Origin of the sequence: Bradyrhizobium sp. SZCCHNPS1003 (assembly GCF_032381555.1) — a bacterium.
Classification (GTDB): Bacteria; Pseudomonadota; Alphaproteobacteria; order Rhizobiales; family Xanthobacteraceae; genus Bradyrhizobium.
Map to the genome: position 1 here is coordinate 1 of NZ_JAUHIU010000005.1, position 16,276 is coordinate 16,276.

Consider the following 16,276-nt stretch of genomic DNA (forward strand, 5'->3'; position numbering starts at 1 on the left):
CACGGCGGCATAAACTCCCAGCCGCCTATCAGCAGACTCGGTTTAACCGAGGACAACCTCCTGAGGCTCCACAGCTAGCCCCGTCCCACGAACGGCATCTTGGTCGCCATCACGGTGATGAACAGGACGTTGGCGTCGAGCGGCAGCGAGGCCATGTAGGCGACGGCGTCGCCGACGGCCTTCACGTCCATGCGCGGCTCCGGCATCATGCGGCCGTCGGGCTGCAGTACGCCGCCGACCATGCGCTCGGTCATCGGCGTCTCGGCGTTGCCGATGTCGATCTGGCCGACCGCGATGTCATAGGCGCGGCCGTCGAGATTCGAGGCTTTCGTCAGACCCGTGATCGCGTGCTTGGTCGAGGTGTAGGGCGAGGAGAACGGCCGCGGTGCATGCGCCGAGATCGAGCCGTTGTTGATGATGCGGCCGCCGCGCGGCGACTGATCCTTCATGATGCGGAAGGCGTGCTGCGTGCACAGGAACGGCGCGGTGAGGTTGGTCGCCACCACCGACTGCCACTGCTGCAAAGTGAGGTCCTCGAACGGCACCGGCGGCGCACCCATGCCGGCGTTGTTGAACAGCACGTCGAGTCGGCCGTAGGTCGACTTCACGGTGTCGAACAGCGCCGCGATCGAGGCGGGATCGGTCATGTCGGCGGGGACGGGCAGGCTCATGCCCGGCTCGCCGAGCTTCGCGGTCTCCTCCAGCATCTCCTTGCGGCGGCCGACCAGCACCACGGTGAAGCCGCCCTTCATCAGCGCCAGCGATGCGGCGCGGCCGACCCCCGTGCCTGCGCCCGTCACCAGGGCGATCTTCTTTGCCGCTTCAGCCATGTTTCCTCACCTTCAGTTCACGTGTCTTGCAGTGTTCTGCAGTTTCAGTGTTTCGACTCGCTCTGAGTCTTGTAGGGCGGCCTTGGAATGTTGTTGTGCGCCGCGCGCAGGGCCGCCGACCAGCGCGAGCGGAGATCGTGGAAATAGGGCTCGCCGGCCTCGATGCGGTGGTTGAGGTCGGCCTCGCAGGCCTCCGCGCGCACCACCAGCACGTCGATCGGCAGGCCGACGCCGAGATTGGAGCGCATCGTCGAGTCCATCGAGATCAGGCCCGTCTTCAGCGCCTCGTAGAGCTCGACGTCGTAATGCATGGCGCGGTCCAGCACCGGCTTGCCGTATTTGTGCTCGCCGATCTGCAGATAGGGCGTGTCGGTGGTGCATTCGATGAAGTTGCCGGCGGTGTAGACCATGAACAGCCGCATCCGCGAGCCCTTGATCTGGCCGCCGAACAGGAAGGAGACGTCGAACGAGATGTCTTCGGCCTTCAGCGCCGGGCCTTCGGTGGCGTGCACCATGCGGATCGCCTTGCCGATGCGCTGCGCGGCCTGAAACATGGTCGGCGCGTTCATCAGGGTCTCGACCTCGCCGGTCTCGGGGTCCTCCATGCCTTCGGTCAAGGTCGAGAGCACGGACTGGCTGACGGCGAGATTGCCGGCGCTGGCGACCGCCACGATGCGCTCGCCCGGATTGGAGAAGATGTGCAGCTTGCGGAAGGTCGAGACGTTGTCGAGACCGGCATTGGTTCGGGTGTCCGCGATCATGACCAGGCCGTCACGCACCAGAATTCCGCAGCAATAGGTCATCTCAGTCCCCTCGAGCAGTTGCGCGAATTACTAGCGAAAATCGCCCCTTCGTCCAACCCCGCACTTCCGTAGCCCGGATGAGCGGAGCGACATCCGGGATCTCACGCGCTGTCTCGGTGAACCCGGATGTCGCTTCCGCCTTCGCCCTTGCGGGCTTCGGCGGACAAGTCGCTCATATGGGCTACGGGAAGGCCGGCGGTTCCAGAATTCAGGACTGCCGCTGCGACTGCGATTGCGACGGACCGCCGCGGCCGACCTGCTCGACCTTCACCTTCACGGTGAGCGTCTCGGTCCCGCCGCCATAGCGGGTGCCGCGCACCGGGGCGGCGCCGAGATAATCGAGCCCGATGGCGACCCGGACATGGGCGTCGGTGGTGCAGATGCAGTTGGCGGCGTCGAAACCGACCCAGCCGAGATTCGGCACATAGGCTTCCGCCCAGGCATGGCCGGCTTCCTGGTGCACTGCACCATCAGAGCGCAGGAAGTGGCCGGACACGAAACGCGCGGGGATGCCGGCGGCGCGCGCGCAGGCGATGACGATATGCGCATAGTCCTGGCAGACGCCGCGCTTCAGCACGAAAGCTTCCGCCGCCGAGGTGCCGCTGTGGGTCGGATCCTCGTCGAAGGTCATGTGCTCGTAGACCTGCACCATCAGGGTGTGCAGAAGACCGAGCACGTCGCTGTTCGATTCCGCGCGCAGATCGCGCACGACGGCGGCCATGGCGGCATTGGCGGCCGTGAGGGGTGTCTGCCGGAGGAAGAAGCTGGGCGGGAAGCGCTCGTCCGCTCCCTTCAACACGCCGCCGGTGTCGTGCGTCTCGACTAGGCCTTCCGCCGTGATCGTGAGGTCCTCGAGTGCGCCATGGGTGATCACATGGGTGACGTTGCCGAATGCGTCTTCATGCATGTCGAGGCGGGCATCGGTCGACACGTCGATCTGCCACTCCGCCACATATTGGCCGTCATTGCTGCCGGGCGTCATGCGGATGATCTGGATGGCGCCGGTCGCCGCTGGCTCGTAGCGGTAGGTGGTGGAATGGGAGATACGCAGGCGCATGGCGGTCGACCAGTCTTCGTCAGATGTGCTGTCCGCGGTAGCTCGTTTCACCTCTCCCTGAAAGGGGGAAGGAGGACCCCTCGGGCGAAGGGGAGGGCGCCCGGCGCCGGACGTGGTCTCGCAGACACAGTCCGACGGCCGCCCATCGCTGTTTCCGCTGCGCTCCGGGCGCTCAGATCAGATACTGCTTGGTGATGATCTCTCCAAGTCGCGAATTGTCGGCGATGAACTCCTGGATGAACTCGTGCACGCCGCGCTGGAAGATGTCGTCCATGTTGGAGTGGTCGAGCCGATTGCGGACGCCGCGGGCATGGCGCTGCGCCGCCCCCTGGCGGCCATAGGCGACGCCAATCTGGTCGAGATTGCGGACGAGGTTGCCGTAGCAGCTCGCCAGCGAGCGCGGCAGCGTGTCGTTGAGGATCAGGAGGTCCGCGATCAGCCAGGGCTTCAGCGTCTCGCGATAGACCCAGTGATAGGCCGTGAGCGCCGACACCGAACGCAGGATCGAGGTCCATTGATAATAGTCCAGCGGGCCGCCGACATGCTCGTCCTCGGGCAGCAGCACGTGATATTTGACGTCGAGAATACGCGCGGTGTTGTCGGCGCGCTCCAGATGCAGGCCGAGCCGCGAGAACCAGTAGGCGTCGTTGCGCAACATCGTCCGGTAGGCCGAGCCATCGAAGCGCAGCGAGGTCTCCTGCACGAAGCGCAGAAAGCGCGCGAGATCCTCGCGGGTCTTGGTGCCCTTGCTCCAGACTTCCTGCAGCTCGATCCAGGAACCGTTGAGCGTGTCCCACATCTCCGAGGTCAGCGCCGTGCGGACCGAGCGGGCATTGAGACGGGCGGCCTCGATGCAGTTCTTGATCGAGGACGGGTTCGACGGATTGAACGAGAGATATTCGACGACGTTCTGCTCGTTGGCCTCGGAGTAGTGCTCGTAGAAGCTGACATTGACGCCGGCGGTCATCAGCGCCGACTCCCACTCGTTGGTCTTGCCGATATAGGCCGCGGGAAGGGCGGTGACGCGCAAGGTGGCGTCGATGGTGCGGGCGAGATACTCGGCGCGCTCGACGTAGCGAGCCAGCCAGTACAGGTTTTCGGCGGTGCGCGACAGCATGGGCAATCTACAAGCTGCGGAGTGATCCCGCCTCGGTGGCGGGAAAGGCAAGTATGGATCGAAGGTTTGTGAGGCGAGGCTTACTCATCCAGCACCCATGTGTCCTTGGTGCCGCCGCCCTGGCTGGAATTGACCACCAGCGAGCCTTCCTTCAGTGCCACGCGGGTGAGGCCGCCCGGCACGATGGTGGTGTGGTCGCGTCCGGTGAGCACGAACGGGCGCAGGTCGACATGGCGCGGCGCCAGCCCTGACGTGACGCAGGTCGGGCAGGTCGACAGCGCCAAGGTCGGCTGGGCAATGAAGCCCTCGGGCTCGCGCTTGAGCTTGTCGCGGAACGCCTCGATGGTCGCCTTGGTGGCGGCCGGGCCGATCAGCATGCCGTAGCCACCCGAGCCGTGCACCTCCTTGACCACGAGCTCGCCGAGATGGTCGAGCACGTAGGACAGATCCTGCGGCTCGCGGCAGCGCCAGGTCTGCACGTTCTTCAGGATCGGCTCCTCGCCGAGATAGAACTTCACGACGTCCGGCATGTAGGAGTAGATCGCCTTGTCGTCGGCGATGCCGGTGCCGACCGCGTTGGCGAGCGTGACGTTGCCGGCGACGTAGGCCGACATCAGGCCGGGCACGCCGAGCGCCGAGTCGGGGCGGAAGGTGAGGGGGTCGAGGAAGTCGTCGTCGACGCGGCGGTAGATCACGTCGACCCGCTTCAGCCCCTCGGTGGTGCGCATGAACACCTCATCGTTCTTGACGATGAGGTCGCGGCCCTCGACCAGCTCGATGCCGAGCTTGTCGGCGAGAAAGGAGTGCTCGTAATAGGCGGAGTTGTAGATGCCGGGCGTCATCAGCGCCACCGTCGGCTCGGCCGAGGCGCTGAGCGGCGCGACCGAGCGCAGCGCCGACAGCAACTCGTCCGGATAGCGCTCGACGGGAGCGACGCGGTGGCGCGCGAACAGGTCTGGAAACAGCCGCATCATGATCTCGCGGTTTTCCAGCATGTAGGACACGCCGGACGGCGTGCGCGCGTTGTCCTCGAGCACGATGAAGTCGTTGGCGTCGACGCGGACGATGTCGATGCCGGCGATGTGGACGTAGACGTCGTGCGGCACGTCCTGCCCGTTCATCTCCGGGCGGAACACGGGATTCTGAAAGATCAGGTCATCCGGCACGACGTTGGCGCGCAGGATGTCCCGGCCGTGATAGATGTCGCGCAGGAACATGTTCAGCGCCTTGACGCGCTGCTTCAGCCCCTTTTCCAGCAGCGCCCATTCCTTGCCCGAGAGGATGCGCGGAATGACGTCGAACGGGATCAGCCGCTCCTGCGCCTCCGCCTCGCCATAGACCGCGAAGGTGATGCCGATTCGCCGGAACAGCAGCTCCGCCTCGTGGCGGCGATACTCCAGCGCCTCCGGCGGCGTTTCCTTCAGCCACCGCGACAGCTCCTGATAAGCCTGACGGACCTCGCCGCCCGGCTCGTTCATTTCGTCGAACGCAACTGCCATAGATGCCCGTGTGTCCCAGCCTCGCCATACACTGCATGACTCTGCATGACGGTAGCAAGGGCCGGGCCAGCGCGATATGCATTCTCCTGCGGCATTTCGTGGGGGTTGCTGAAGCCATGCCCGAAAAACCGGCTGCGTCGTGCTCAAATCCGCGGCATAGACTGCGACGTTCCGGATGACATTGGCGCCGTGGCGGGCCAAAAGAGACGGCAGATGCGAGGAGAAACCATGAGCGAGATCGTCACCGCGGGGTTGCTGGTCATCGGCGACGAGATCCTGTCCGGCCGGACCAAGGACAAGAACATCGGCTTCATCGCCGAATACCTCACCAATCTCGGCATCGACCTCAAGGAAGTCCGGGTGGTCTCGGACGACGAGCCGGACATCATCGCGGCGCTCGACGCGCTGCGGCATCGCTACACCTATGTGTTCACCACCGGCGGCATCGGTCCGACCCATGACGATATCACCGCGGATGCGATCGCGAAGGCGTTCGGCGTCGGCATCGACCACCATCCCGAGGTGGTGGCGCGCTTCCGAGAGCGCTGGAGCGAGCAGGAGCTCAACGAGGCGCGGCTGCGCATGGCGCGCATCCCCGACGGCGCCGAGCTGATCCAGAGCGCGACCATTCTGGCGCCGGGCTTCAAGCTCGGCAACGTCATCGTCATGGCCGGCGTGCCCTCGATCATGCAGGCGATGATGGACATCGTGGCGCCGAAGCTGAAATCGGGCGTGCGGATGCTGTCCGAGACCGTCCGAGCCAACGCGCGCGAGGGCGATATCGGCGGTCCCTTGCGCGAGATCGCGAAGGCGCATCCGGACGCCATCATCGGCAGCTATCCCTTCATCGACGAGGACCAGAAGCCGAACACGCATCTCGTCGTGCGCTCGCGCGACCAGGACAAGCTGTCGGCCGCGATGGCTGCGGTGAAGGAGATGCTCGCCGGGCTCAACGTGACGCGCTAAAGCAGGTGCAGCTTTCGAGAAACTCACGGACGAGATGAGATGCCAGACAAGACTTTGAGTGCAGAGGAGCGCGCGGGCCGGGCCTTCCCGGTGTCCTGGGACCAGTTTCATCGCGATTGCCGGGCGCTGACCTGGCGGCTGAACGAGATCGGGCCGTTTCATGCCGTGGTGGCCATCACCCGCGGCGGACTGGTGCCGGCGGCGATCGTGGCGCGCGAGCTTGGCGTGCGGGTCATCGATACGATCTGCATCGCGAGCTACGACCACACCAAGCAGGGCGAGCTTCAGGTTCTGAAGGGCATCTCGCTCGACACCGCGCAACTCGGTGGCGGCACCGGCAAAGGGCTCCTCATCGTCGATGACCTCGTCGACACCGGCAAGACCGGACGCATGGTCCGCGAAATTCTCCCCGACGCGCATTTCGCCACCGTCTACGCCAAGCCGAAGGGCCGGCCGCTGGTCGACACCTTCATCACCGAGGTGTCGCAGGACACTTGGATCTTCTTCCCCTGGGACACCGCGCTGTCCTTCGCGCCGCCGCTGCGCGACGGGGCGGCGTGAGGAGGGGGCGAATGGCGAATAGGGAGTAGCGAATAGGGAATAGGGGCTGGTGGTTGCCCTATTCGCTATTCGCCACTCGCTATTCGCCTGCTCCGGAGCCGAAGGCGGAGGAGACGGATGCCTCTGCAGAACCGCGTGACGCCTACAGGCGACATCGTCGCCACGCCGCATCGCGGCCTGTTCACCGGCAATCGCGGCATCATCCATGATCCCGCGACGAAGACGCTGCTGCGGAAGCGCTGGTCGAGCTCCGCTTGGCTGGTCTGCCTGTGCGACTTCCGCGGCCGCCGCCGGGAGGTGATGGCACGGCGCAGCTGGACCGAGCTGTTCTTCCTCGACGAGGCCACGGCTTTCGCCGCCGGCCATCGCCCCTGCTTCTACTGCCGCCGCGACGACGCCAACCGGTTTCGCGCGGCGTGGCAGCGGGGGAATGGCGTTAGCGATGTTCGTGCGTCCGAGATCGACGCGGTGCTGCATCGTGAGCGGCTGGACCGCGGTAGGAAGCGGCTGCATCCGCTGCCGATGCCGTGGAGCGAGCTGCCCGACGGCGCGATGGTGCAGGTCGACGAAGAATGTTTCCTGGTCGTGCAGGGCAGGGCGCTGCCCTGGTGCTTTACCGGCTACGGTGCTGCGCGCGACGATCTCACGGCGCCGCGGCTGCTGACGCCACCGTCCACATTGCGCACGTTGGAGGCCGGCTTTCGGCCCGTGCTGCATCCGAGCGCACAAGCCTCGTAGCCTGGATGAGCGAAGCGATATCCGGGGTCTCGTGCGGTGCTGCGTTGAACCCGCATGTCGCTGCGCTCATGCGGGCTACGAATTACGCAAACCTTTGCCGTGCCAGCTTCGCTCCGGTGCCGAGCGCCATCAGCTTGGCCTCGGCGATCTCGCGCCGCATCGGCGCCATGCCGCAATTGGTCGTGGCGATGATGTTCTCCTTCGGCACCACCTTCATGACGTCCTCGATGGTCTTGCAGACATCCTCGGCGGTCTCGATCGCGTCGCTGGCGACGTCGATGACGCCGGCCTGCACGATCTTGTTCTTGAGCAGGCCGAGCAGCTCGATCGGCACCTTCGAATTGCGGCATTCGACCGCGACCTGCTGGATGGTGCTGGCGTCGATGACCGGGAACGTCTCCTCATACTGCCGCCACTCGCCGCCGAGCGTCTCCTTCCAGTCGGTGTTGGCCTTGATGCCGTAGCCGTAGCAGATGTGCACGGCCGTCGGGCAGGTCAGCCCCTCGGCGGCGCGCTCCAGCGCCTTGATGCCCCAGTCGCGCACCTCGTCCATGTAGACGTTGAAGGCGGGCTCGTCGAACTGGATCATGTCGATGCCGTCGTCGTGCAGCGCCTTCGCTTCCTGGTTCAGCAACTCGGCAAACGCGAACGCCATCTTGACGCGGTCGCCATAGTAGTTGTCGGCGATGGTGTCGATGATCGTCATCGGCCCCGGCAGAGTGAACTTCACGGCCCGCGTGGTGTGCGTGCGCGCGATCCGCGCCTCGTCACCATGGACGCGGCCCTTCAGCGACAACGGCGCCACGACCTGCGGCACCATCGCCTTGTAGCGGTCCTTGCGGATGCCCATCTCGACCTTGTGCGCGAAGTCGATGCCCTCGACCCGCTCGAGGAAGCCGTGCACGAAATGCTGCCGCGACTGCTCGCCCTCGGTGAGGATGTCGATGCCGGAATCCTCCTGCAGCTTCAGCGCGAGAATGGTCGCGTCGCGCTTGGCGCGCGCAAGCTCATCGCCCTTCGACTTCCACGGGGCCCACAGCACGTTCGGCTCGGCCAGCCATTCCGGCTTCGGCAGCGAGCCTGCGATGGTCGATGGAAACAGCATGGTCGAACTCTCCGTCGGCGTATGGGGCGGTCAGGCTTGAGCGCCTGTCTGCCATGGCTTACCCTTCAGGTACAGAAGAACGAAGCCGCCTCGCGTGTTCCGCGGCGCGGCATAATGGTCCGGGGAAGGAATCGGGGAAAGCATGATCGATCTCCATTACGCGCCGACGCCGAACGGCTGGAAGATCTCGATCATGCTCGAGGAACTCGGGCTGCCCTATAACGTCATTCCCGTCGACATTCGCGCCGGCGACCAGTTCAAGCCGGAGTTCCTGGCGATCAGCCCGAACAACCGGATTCCGGCGATCGTCGATCACGCGCCGGCCGATGGCGGCCCGCCGTTCCCGGTGTTCGAGACCGGTGCCATCCTGATCTATCTCGCCGACAAGACCGGCCGTTTCCTGCCGCAGGAGATGCGGGCGCGCTCGCGCGTGATCCAATGGGTGATGTGGCAGATGGCGGGGCTGGGGCCGATGATGGGGCAGCACGGCCATTTCGCGCTCTATGCGGCCGAGACGATCCCGTATGCGATCCAGCGCTACCGCGACGAGGTCGCACGGTTGTTCCACGTGCTCGACGTGCAGCTCGGCAAGACCGGTGCCTATGTCGCCGGCGACGACTACACGATCGCCGACATCGCCTGCTTTCCGTGGATGATGACGCACAAGGCGCAGGGGTTTTCGCTCGACGACTACCCCCACACCAAGCGCTGGTACGCGGTGTTGCGTGGCCGGCCGAAGCTGCAGGCGGGGCTTGCGATCGGCAAGTTCGTCAAGGAGCCGTTCAACGAGCAGTCGCGTCATGTGATGTTCGGCGCGCGCGCGAAGGAGATGATGGGGAGATCGTGAGCGAGCTCCGCGGCATCGCGAGGAGCATGGGGATAAGCGGGGATAAGCCATCCAGACCGTATGTTGCAGCCCCTGGATTGCTTCGTCGCTACGCTTCTCGCAATGACGGAGAGAGTGATGTGCGCCAACTGCCTCCGCCGTCATTGCGAGCGCAGCGAAGCAATCCAGGGGCGACACTAATGGTCTCAATGACTCCGTGGCGCTCTCGATGACGAACGCATCAAGACCTTGAGGAAACACACATGATCGAATTCTTCTTCGACTGCTCCAGCCCCTGGACCTATCTGGCCTTCCACAACATCCAGCCGCTCGCGAAAGAATTCGGCGTCGACATCGTCTGGCGGCCCATTCTCGTCGGCGGCATCTTCAACACCGTCAATCCCAGCGTCTATGCGCAACGCGAGAAGCCGGTGCCGGCCAAGGCGGCCTACATGCTGAAGGACCTCGGCGACTGGGCGCGCTCGGCCGGGCTCAAGATCAAGATGCCGCCGACGGTGTTTCCGGTGAACAGCGTCAAGGCGATGCGCGGCTGCATCTGGCTGGGGCAGGACATGGTGCCGTTCGCGCGGACCGTGTTCGAGATCTACTGGGGGGAGGACCAGGACATCTCGCAGGATGCCGTGCTGACGGAGGCGTGCCGGCGTGTCGGCATCGACCCGAAGGATTTCTTCGCGGGCATCGCCCAGCAGGGCATCAAGGACCAGCTGCGCATCAACACCGAGGAGGTCGTCAAGCGCGGCGGCTTCGGCTCGCCGACCATCTTCGTCAATGTAACCGACATGTATTTCGGCAACGACCGGCTGCCGCTGATCCGCGAAGCGCTGGCAAGGGCGAAGGGGCGCGCCGGCTGATGGCGCGGGCGATCGTCTGCCGCGAGCTCGGCCCGCCGGAGAAGCTGAGGCTGGAAAGCCTGCCGTCTCGTGTGTTGGCTGACGGCGAGGTGCGGGTGAGGATCCGCGCGGCCGGCATCAATTTCCCGGACATCCTGATGGCGGCGGGTGAGTATCAGCTCAAGCCGGAGCTGCCGTTCACGCCCGGCGTGGAGGCGGCCGGCGATGTCATCGCGATCGGCGCCGCCGTGACCGGCCATGCCGTCGGCGACAAGGTCATCGTCCGCATGCGCTTCGGTGCTTACGCCGAGGAGGCGGTGGTGGCGGGGAGCCAGCTCACGCCGCTGCCGTCGACCTTCGACTACGCGGAAGGCGCGACCTATCTCGCCGGCCACGGCACCGCCCATCACGCGCTGGTCGATCGCGGCCAGCTCAAGCCCGGCGAGACTCTGCTGGTGCACGGCGCCGGTGGCGGCGTCGGCCTCGCCGCCGTCGAGATCGGCAAGCTGCTCGGCGCGACGGTCATTGCAGCAGCGTCCTCGGAGGAGAAACTCGCGGTGGCACGCGCGCGTGGCGCCGATCATCTCGTGCTGTATGCGCGCGAGCCGTTCCGCGACGCCGTCAAGCGCATCACGGATGGGCGGGGCGTCGACGTCGTGTTCGACCCGGTGGGCGGCGAGGTGTTCGAGCACAGCGTCCGCTGCATCGCCTGGGGCGCGCGGCTGCTCGTGATCGGCTTCACCGGCGGCATCGGGCTCGCACGCACCAATTTGATCCTGATGAAGGGCGCCAGCGTGCTCGGCGTGCGCGCCGGCGAGGCCGTGCGCAGGGACCCTGAACTCGGAGAGCGACGCATGGCGGCGCTGCTGGCCTTCGCCGAGCAGGGCAGACTGCGGCCGAACGTGTCGCACCGTGTGCCGTTCGAGGATTACGCAGTGGCGATGCGGCTGTTGATCGAGCGCAAGGCGATCGGCCGCGTGGCGCTGGTGATGGATTAGTTTGCAGGCGCCTGCCCAAAAATGGGGCGGACGGGTCTATGTATTTTTTTACCACTGGATTCATAGAATGATCGGACAGGTTGAGGCCGATCATGTTGAAGACGTCGAAGATACTTCACCGCATTGCCCTGTCTGCATTGCTGCCCATCCTCACATTGGCTGCGTTGGCGGCCTACGAGATCTCCACGAAATGGGCGGTGCGCGTCGAGATGATGCACATGCAGCCGGTGGCGGAAGCCGTCGGCAAGCTCAGCCGTTTCGTTCATGAGCTGCAGCGTGAGCGCGGCATGTCGTCGGCGTTTCTCAGCAGCAAGGGCACGCAGATGCGCGCCGAGCTGGATCAGCAGCGCAGGCTGACCGACGGCGAGCGCGCGCATGCGGTCACCGCGCTGGACGGGCTGCGCCGGAGCGGCGCGCTGGCCGAGGCGGCGCAAGCCAGCGATCAGGCGTTGGCGCAGCTCGATCGCCATCGCGGCGATATCGACGCGCAAGCCATAACGCCGGCGGCGGCCGTCAGCGCTCTCACCGAGATTGTCGCCCGGCTGACCAGTCTGATCAGCAGCATGTCGACGCTGAGCGATGATGACGACATCTCCAAGGCGATCATCGCCTATGGCAACCTGACGGAAGGCAAGGAGCGCGCCGGCCTGGAGCGCGCCGTCGTGGCGGGAGGCCTTGCCGCCGGTCGCTTCGAGCAGGCCGCCTATGCGCGTGCAATAGGGCTGGCTGCAGCACAGGACAGTTATTTCGCGGCATTTCGCGCCGCCGTCTCGGCGAGAGCGCGCGCGGCGTTCGATGCGGCGATGACCGGGCCGGCGATCGACGGCGTCGTTGCCATGCGCAAGGTGGTGGAGCAGGGCGGCGTCAGTGGTGATTTCAAAGGGCTCGCGAGCAAAGCCTGGTTCGATGCGGCCACGCTGCGGATCGATCTCCTGAAGCAGGTCGAAGACGCTCTGGCCGTTGAGCTGTCGGAGCTGATGGCCGGCAAGCAGGCCGCGGCCACGGCCAGCCTCGCCGCCGTCGGCGTGCTGCTGCTGCTCGCCTTGGCGCTGAGCCTCGCGATCGTCGTCGCGCTGGCGCGCAGCATCACCGGGCCGATCAACGCGCTGGCCGATACGATGACGCGGCTGGCGAAGGGCGATGTGAGCACCGCGATCGATGCGGTCGATCGGCGCGACGAGGTCGGCCTGATGGCGAGGGCAGTGCAGGTCTTCAAGGAGAACATGATTCATGGCGCCGAGCTCGCCGCCAGGGATGCGGAAGCGATGAGCCAGCGCGCCGAAAAAGCCAAGCGCGTCGGCGAGCTGACCGACCGTTTCAGCGGCGATATCGCGGCCGTGATCGATAGCGTGATCTCAGCCTCGGCACAGCTTGAATCGACGGCCGCCGTGATGAACCGGACGGCGAGCAGGACCTGCAGTGAAGCGAGCAGCGTCGCGCAGGCGACCGAGGCCGCATCGAGCAACATGCAGACGATGGCCGCGGCGACGGACCAGCTGTCGAGCTCGGTCGCGGGCATCGGCGGTCAGGTGACGCAGTCGGCCGACATGGCGCAGAAGGCGGCCGCGGAAGGGCAGCGGACCAACGAGACCGTGCAGGGCCTTTCCAGCATGGCCGAACGGATCGGCGACATCGTGCGGCTGATCAGCGACATTGCCGGCCAGACCAACCTTCTCGCGCTCAATGCGACCATCGAGGCCGCGCGGGCGGGCGAAGCCGGCCGCGGCTTTGCCGTCGTCGCCGGCGAGGTGAAGCTGCTCGCCGAGCAGACCGCCAAGGCGACGGGCGAGATCCGCGCGCAGATCTCCGGAATGCAGGAGGTGTCGAGTGAGGCCGTCCGGGCCATCCGCGGCATCACCACGACCATCGGCGAGCTGAACGAGATCGCGTCGTCGATCGCGAATGCCGTCGAGGAGCAGGGCGCGGCCACGCGCGAGATGGCGCGCAACGTCCAGCACGCGGCCAAGGGGACCGACGAGATTTCGCAGAACATCCAGCAGGTCACGGCCGCCGCAAACGAGTCCGGCGTCACCGCCAGCCAAGTGCTCGGGGCGTCGGCGGAGCTGCTGCGCCAGTCCGAGAGCATGCGCCGCCATGTCGATGACTTCATTCGCGGCATCAAGGCGGCGTGAGCGATCTCACGCGATGTGACTGGCCGACGCGGGGCGCCACTCGCTGTCGTCCCGGCCTCCGCGCCGGGACCCATACCGCGTGATCCATCGTGCGGCACCCTGGACGTCGTTCTTCGCCAAACGGCATCCGGTGGCTATTGATCCCGGATCGGCGCGCGCGTGCCGCGCGCTTGTCCGGGATGACAGCGTTCTATTTATACTCGCGCTCGTCCCACCACGGGAAATAGTCCGGCATGTCGGCGGTGACGGTGTTCTTGAACTGCGCCGGGCGCTTCTCCAGGAACGACACCACGCCTTCCTTGACGTCGTCGGAGCGGCCGCGCGCGTAGATGCCGCGGCTGTCGACCTTGTGCGCCTCCATCGGATCGTCGGCGCCCATCATGCGCCACATCATCTGACGGATCAGCGCGATCGACACCGGCGCGGTCTTGTCTGCGATCTCGCGCGCCAGGGCGCGCGCGGTGGGCAATAGTTCCTCCGGCGGCACCACCTTGCTGACGAGACGGCCGGCGAGCGCTTCCTGCGCCGGAAACACGCGGCCGGTGTAGCACCATTCCAGCGCCTGCGAGATGCCGACGATGCGCGGCAGGAACCAGCTCGACGCCGCCTCCGGCACGATGCCGCGCTGGGAGAACACGAAGCCGAACCGCGCGCCCTCCGAGGCGATGCGGATGTCCATCGCGAGCTGCATGGTGACACCGATGCCGACGGCCGGGCCGTTCACCGCGGCGATGACCGGCTTCAGCGACTTGAAGATGCGCAACGTCACCTGGCCGCCGCCGTCGCGCACCTGCGGATCAGAATAGTCGACGCGGCCATCGGCGTAGCGCTTCACCGGCCCGCGCCTGGCATCGCGATCGAACGTGTCGGCGCCGGAGGAGAGGTCGGCTCCGGCGCAGAAGGCGCGGCCCGCTCCGGTGACGATGATCGCCCTGACGCCGTCATCCTTGTCGGCGCGATCGAAGGCGTCGATCAGCTCTTCCATCATGGTGCCGGTGAAGGCGTTGAGCTTCTCCGGCCGGTTCAGCGTGATGGTGAGGATCTTGTCGGCGACGTCGTAGAGAATGGTCTGATACGCCATGGGTGTTTCCTGATGTGTTATTGTTCTCGTTGTTAGAAACGTCATTCCGGACCGATGCGCAAGCATCAGGCCATGCGGCAAGTGCGTATGGTATTCCGTAGGGTGGGCAAAGGCGCGGCGCGCATCGCGCGCGGCGACGTGCCCACCATTTTCACCGATGGTCCGGCGGTGGGCACGGCGCCCGTCAGCAGCGGTGAGCGTGGATAGCGCCGTGTACGCGCCTTTGCCCATCCTACGAATCCGTCAGGGCGCCACCGGCCACGGCCGCTGCTCGCTGCGCAATCCTTCGAACGTCTTCGCCATCCCGAGCACGCCGACGTCGTCGAAGCGGCGGCCGATGATCTGCAGGCCGATCGGGAAGCCGTCGGCGTCGTAGCCGGCATTGACTGAGATCGCCGGGTTCTCCGACATGTTCCACGGCACGGTGTAGGTGATGTGCTCGAACGGCTTCTGAGGATCGTTGAGCGGCGAGGCGAACTCGGCGGGGAATTTCACGCCGGGCGAGGTCGGAGAGATGATGTAGTCATAGTCGCAGAACAGTCTTGCTGCGGCGGCGCGCAGGGTCATCGTGACGTTGAAGCCCCTGATGACCTCGACGCCCGACAGCGCGGCGCCGCGCTCGGCCCATTGCAGGATGTAGGGCAGGGTCTTGGCACGAACGTCGGGCGCGAGCCGCGCCAGATCGTCCCACAGCCGCGCACGCCAGAAATTGTCGAGACCGTCGAGCATCTCGCGGGTGAGGAAGCCCTTCACCTCGCTGATGACGGCACCTGCGGATTCGAAGGCTTTTGCGGCCGCCAGCGTCGTCGTACGCACCGGCTCCTCGAGCGCCTGGCCGACGTCGCCGAGATCGAGCATCACGCCGATGCGCAGCTTGCGCACCGGCTTCTCCGCGACCTTCCAGTGCAGGTCCGATGGCGGCAGGCTGGTGCCGTCGCGGCGGTCGGGCTTCGACAGCACGCTCATCATCAGCGCTGCGTCGTCGACGATGCGCGTCATCGGCCCGGCGACGCGGCCGACATAGGGCGGATCGATCGGCACGCGGCCGAAGCTCGGCTTGAGGCCGACGAGACCGCACCACGACGCGGGCAGCCGGATCGAGCCGCCGATGTCGGTGCCGACATGCAGCGGGCCATAGCCGGCTGCGGCCGCGGCACCCGCGCCGGCGCTGGAGCCGCCGGGGTTCATCCGCAGGTCCCACGGATTGCGCGTCAGCGGATGGAAGCTTGACAGGCCCGACGACAGCATGCCGTAGTCGGGCATCGTGGTCTTGGCGAAGATGATCGCACCGGCCTCGCGCAGCCGCGCCACCGGCGGCGCGTCGGCCGCCAGCGGCGCGCGCGTGACGCTGGCTGCGCCGAGCGGCATCGGCTGGCCCTTGGTGGCGATGTTGTCCTTCACCGTCGCCGGCACGCCGTCGAGGACGCCTGCCGGCTCGTCCTTGGCCCAACGCTCGGTCGAGGCCTTCGCTTCCGCCCGCGCCCCGTCGACATCGAGCAGATACAGCGCCTTGATATGCGGCTCCCACACTGCGACATGCGCCAGCACGTCGTCCATCACCTCGGACGGCGAGAACTGGCGCGCGCGATAGCCGGCGATCAGGTCGACGGCGGAGAGATCGTGCAGCGACGTGATGTCGTCAGAGGCGGGCTTATGCATGCTGGTGCTCCGTTGCCGAAGTTCATATCAATTCGCGCCCGCTCATTGACGTA

The 16,276-nt window shown here is 66.0% G+C and carries 15 protein-coding genes; 7 read left to right on the forward strand and 8 right to left on the reverse strand.

Features of this window, described 5'->3' with window-relative positions; genetic code table 11:
- Positions 1 to 74: 74 nt before the first annotated feature.
- From QX126_RS09715 to QX126_RS09735, 5 genes are all read right to left on the reverse strand, one after another.
- Positions 75 to 830 (reverse strand): SDR family oxidoreductase, encoded by a 756-nt coding sequence (locus QX126_RS09715; protein ID WP_315737451.1) that lies wholly within the window; start codon positions 828 to 830, stop codon positions 75 to 77.
- Positions 831 to 874: 44 nt separating this feature from the next.
- Positions 875 to 1,633, reverse strand: coding sequence for a peptidase (locus tag QX126_RS09720; RefSeq protein WP_284419127.1), 759 nt, complete (start codon positions 1,631 to 1,633; stop codon positions 875 to 877).
- A 208-nt stretch (positions 1,634 to 1,841) separates the two neighbouring features.
- Positions 1,842 to 2,690 (reverse strand): transglutaminase family protein, encoded by an 849-nt coding sequence (locus tag QX126_RS09725; protein ID WP_315780653.1) that lies wholly within the window; start codon positions 2,688 to 2,690, stop codon positions 1,842 to 1,844.
- A gap of 172 nt (positions 2,691 to 2,862) precedes the next feature.
- On the reverse strand, positions 2,863 to 3,807 hold the full coding sequence (locus QX126_RS09730; protein WP_315737453.1) for an alpha-E domain-containing protein: 945 nt from the start codon (positions 3,805 to 3,807) through the stop codon (positions 2,863 to 2,865).
- 80 nt (positions 3,808 to 3,887) lie between these two features.
- Positions 3,888 to 5,306, reverse strand: coding sequence for a circularly permuted type 2 ATP-grasp protein (locus QX126_RS09735; RefSeq protein WP_315737454.1), 1,419 nt, complete (start codon positions 5,304 to 5,306; stop codon positions 3,888 to 3,890).
- 228 nt (positions 5,307 to 5,534) lie between these two features.
- Between QX126_RS09735 and QX126_RS09740 the strand changes: the two genes are divergently transcribed.
- The 3 genes from QX126_RS09740 to QX126_RS09750 all read left to right on the forward strand — a co-directional run bounded on the left by QX126_RS09740 (position 5,535) and on the right by QX126_RS09750 (position 7,571).
- Positions 5,535 to 6,272 (forward strand): competence/damage-inducible protein A, encoded by a 738-nt coding sequence (locus QX126_RS09740; protein ID WP_315780655.1) that lies wholly within the window; start codon positions 5,535 to 5,537, stop codon positions 6,270 to 6,272.
- Between the two features lie 39 nt (positions 6,273 to 6,311).
- A complete protein-coding gene (gene gpt, locus QX126_RS09745; protein WP_315737456.1) occupies positions 6,312 to 6,833 on the forward strand; it encodes a xanthine phosphoribosyltransferase in 522 nt (173 codons plus the stop codon).
- 117 nt (positions 6,834 to 6,950) lie between these two features.
- Positions 6,951 to 7,571 (forward strand): hypothetical protein, encoded by a 621-nt coding sequence (locus QX126_RS09750; protein ID WP_315780658.1) that lies wholly within the window; start codon positions 6,951 to 6,953, stop codon positions 7,569 to 7,571.
- An 82-nt stretch (positions 7,572 to 7,653) separates the two neighbouring features.
- Here the strand turns inward: QX126_RS09750 and QX126_RS09755 are convergent, their stop codons facing one another.
- Positions 7,654 to 8,676, reverse strand: coding sequence for a methionine synthase (locus QX126_RS09755; protein WP_315737459.1), 1,023 nt, complete (start codon positions 8,674 to 8,676; stop codon positions 7,654 to 7,656).
- Between the two features lie 142 nt (positions 8,677 to 8,818).
- Between QX126_RS09755 and QX126_RS09760 the strand changes: the two genes are divergently transcribed.
- From QX126_RS09760 to QX126_RS09775, 4 genes are all read left to right on the forward strand, one after another.
- A complete protein-coding gene (locus tag QX126_RS09760; RefSeq protein WP_315780660.1) occupies positions 8,819 to 9,523 on the forward strand; it encodes a glutathione binding-like protein in 705 nt (234 codons plus the stop codon).
- Positions 9,524 to 9,765: 242 nt separating this feature from the next.
- Positions 9,766 to 10,374, forward strand: coding sequence for a 2-hydroxychromene-2-carboxylate isomerase (locus QX126_RS09765; RefSeq protein ID WP_315780662.1), 609 nt, complete (start codon positions 9,766 to 9,768; stop codon positions 10,372 to 10,374).
- On the forward strand, positions 10,374 to 11,351 hold the full coding sequence (locus tag QX126_RS09770; protein ID WP_315780664.1) for an NADPH:quinone oxidoreductase family protein: 978 nt from the start codon (positions 10,374 to 10,376) through the stop codon (positions 11,349 to 11,351). Before QX126_RS09765 ends, QX126_RS09770 begins: the two co-directional genes overlap by 1 nt.
- A gap of 92 nt (positions 11,352 to 11,443) precedes the next feature.
- Positions 11,444 to 13,483, forward strand: a complete 2,040-nt coding sequence (locus QX126_RS09775) for a methyl-accepting chemotaxis protein (protein ID WP_315780666.1) — start codon at positions 11,444 to 11,446, stop codon at positions 13,481 to 13,483.
- A 190-nt stretch (positions 13,484 to 13,673) separates the two neighbouring features.
- Here QX126_RS09775 and QX126_RS09780 read toward each other — a convergent pair whose 3' ends face one another.
- Both QX126_RS09780 and QX126_RS09785 read right to left on the reverse strand, forming a co-directional pair.
- On the reverse strand, positions 13,674 to 14,564 hold the full coding sequence (locus tag QX126_RS09780; RefSeq protein ID WP_315780668.1) for a crotonase/enoyl-CoA hydratase family protein: 891 nt from the start codon (positions 14,562 to 14,564) through the stop codon (positions 13,674 to 13,676).
- 243 nt (positions 14,565 to 14,807) lie between these two features.
- Positions 14,808 to 16,223 (reverse strand): amidase, encoded by a 1,416-nt coding sequence (locus QX126_RS09785; protein WP_315780670.1) that lies wholly within the window; start codon positions 16,221 to 16,223, stop codon positions 14,808 to 14,810.
- Positions 16,224 to 16,276: the final 53 nt, after the last annotated feature.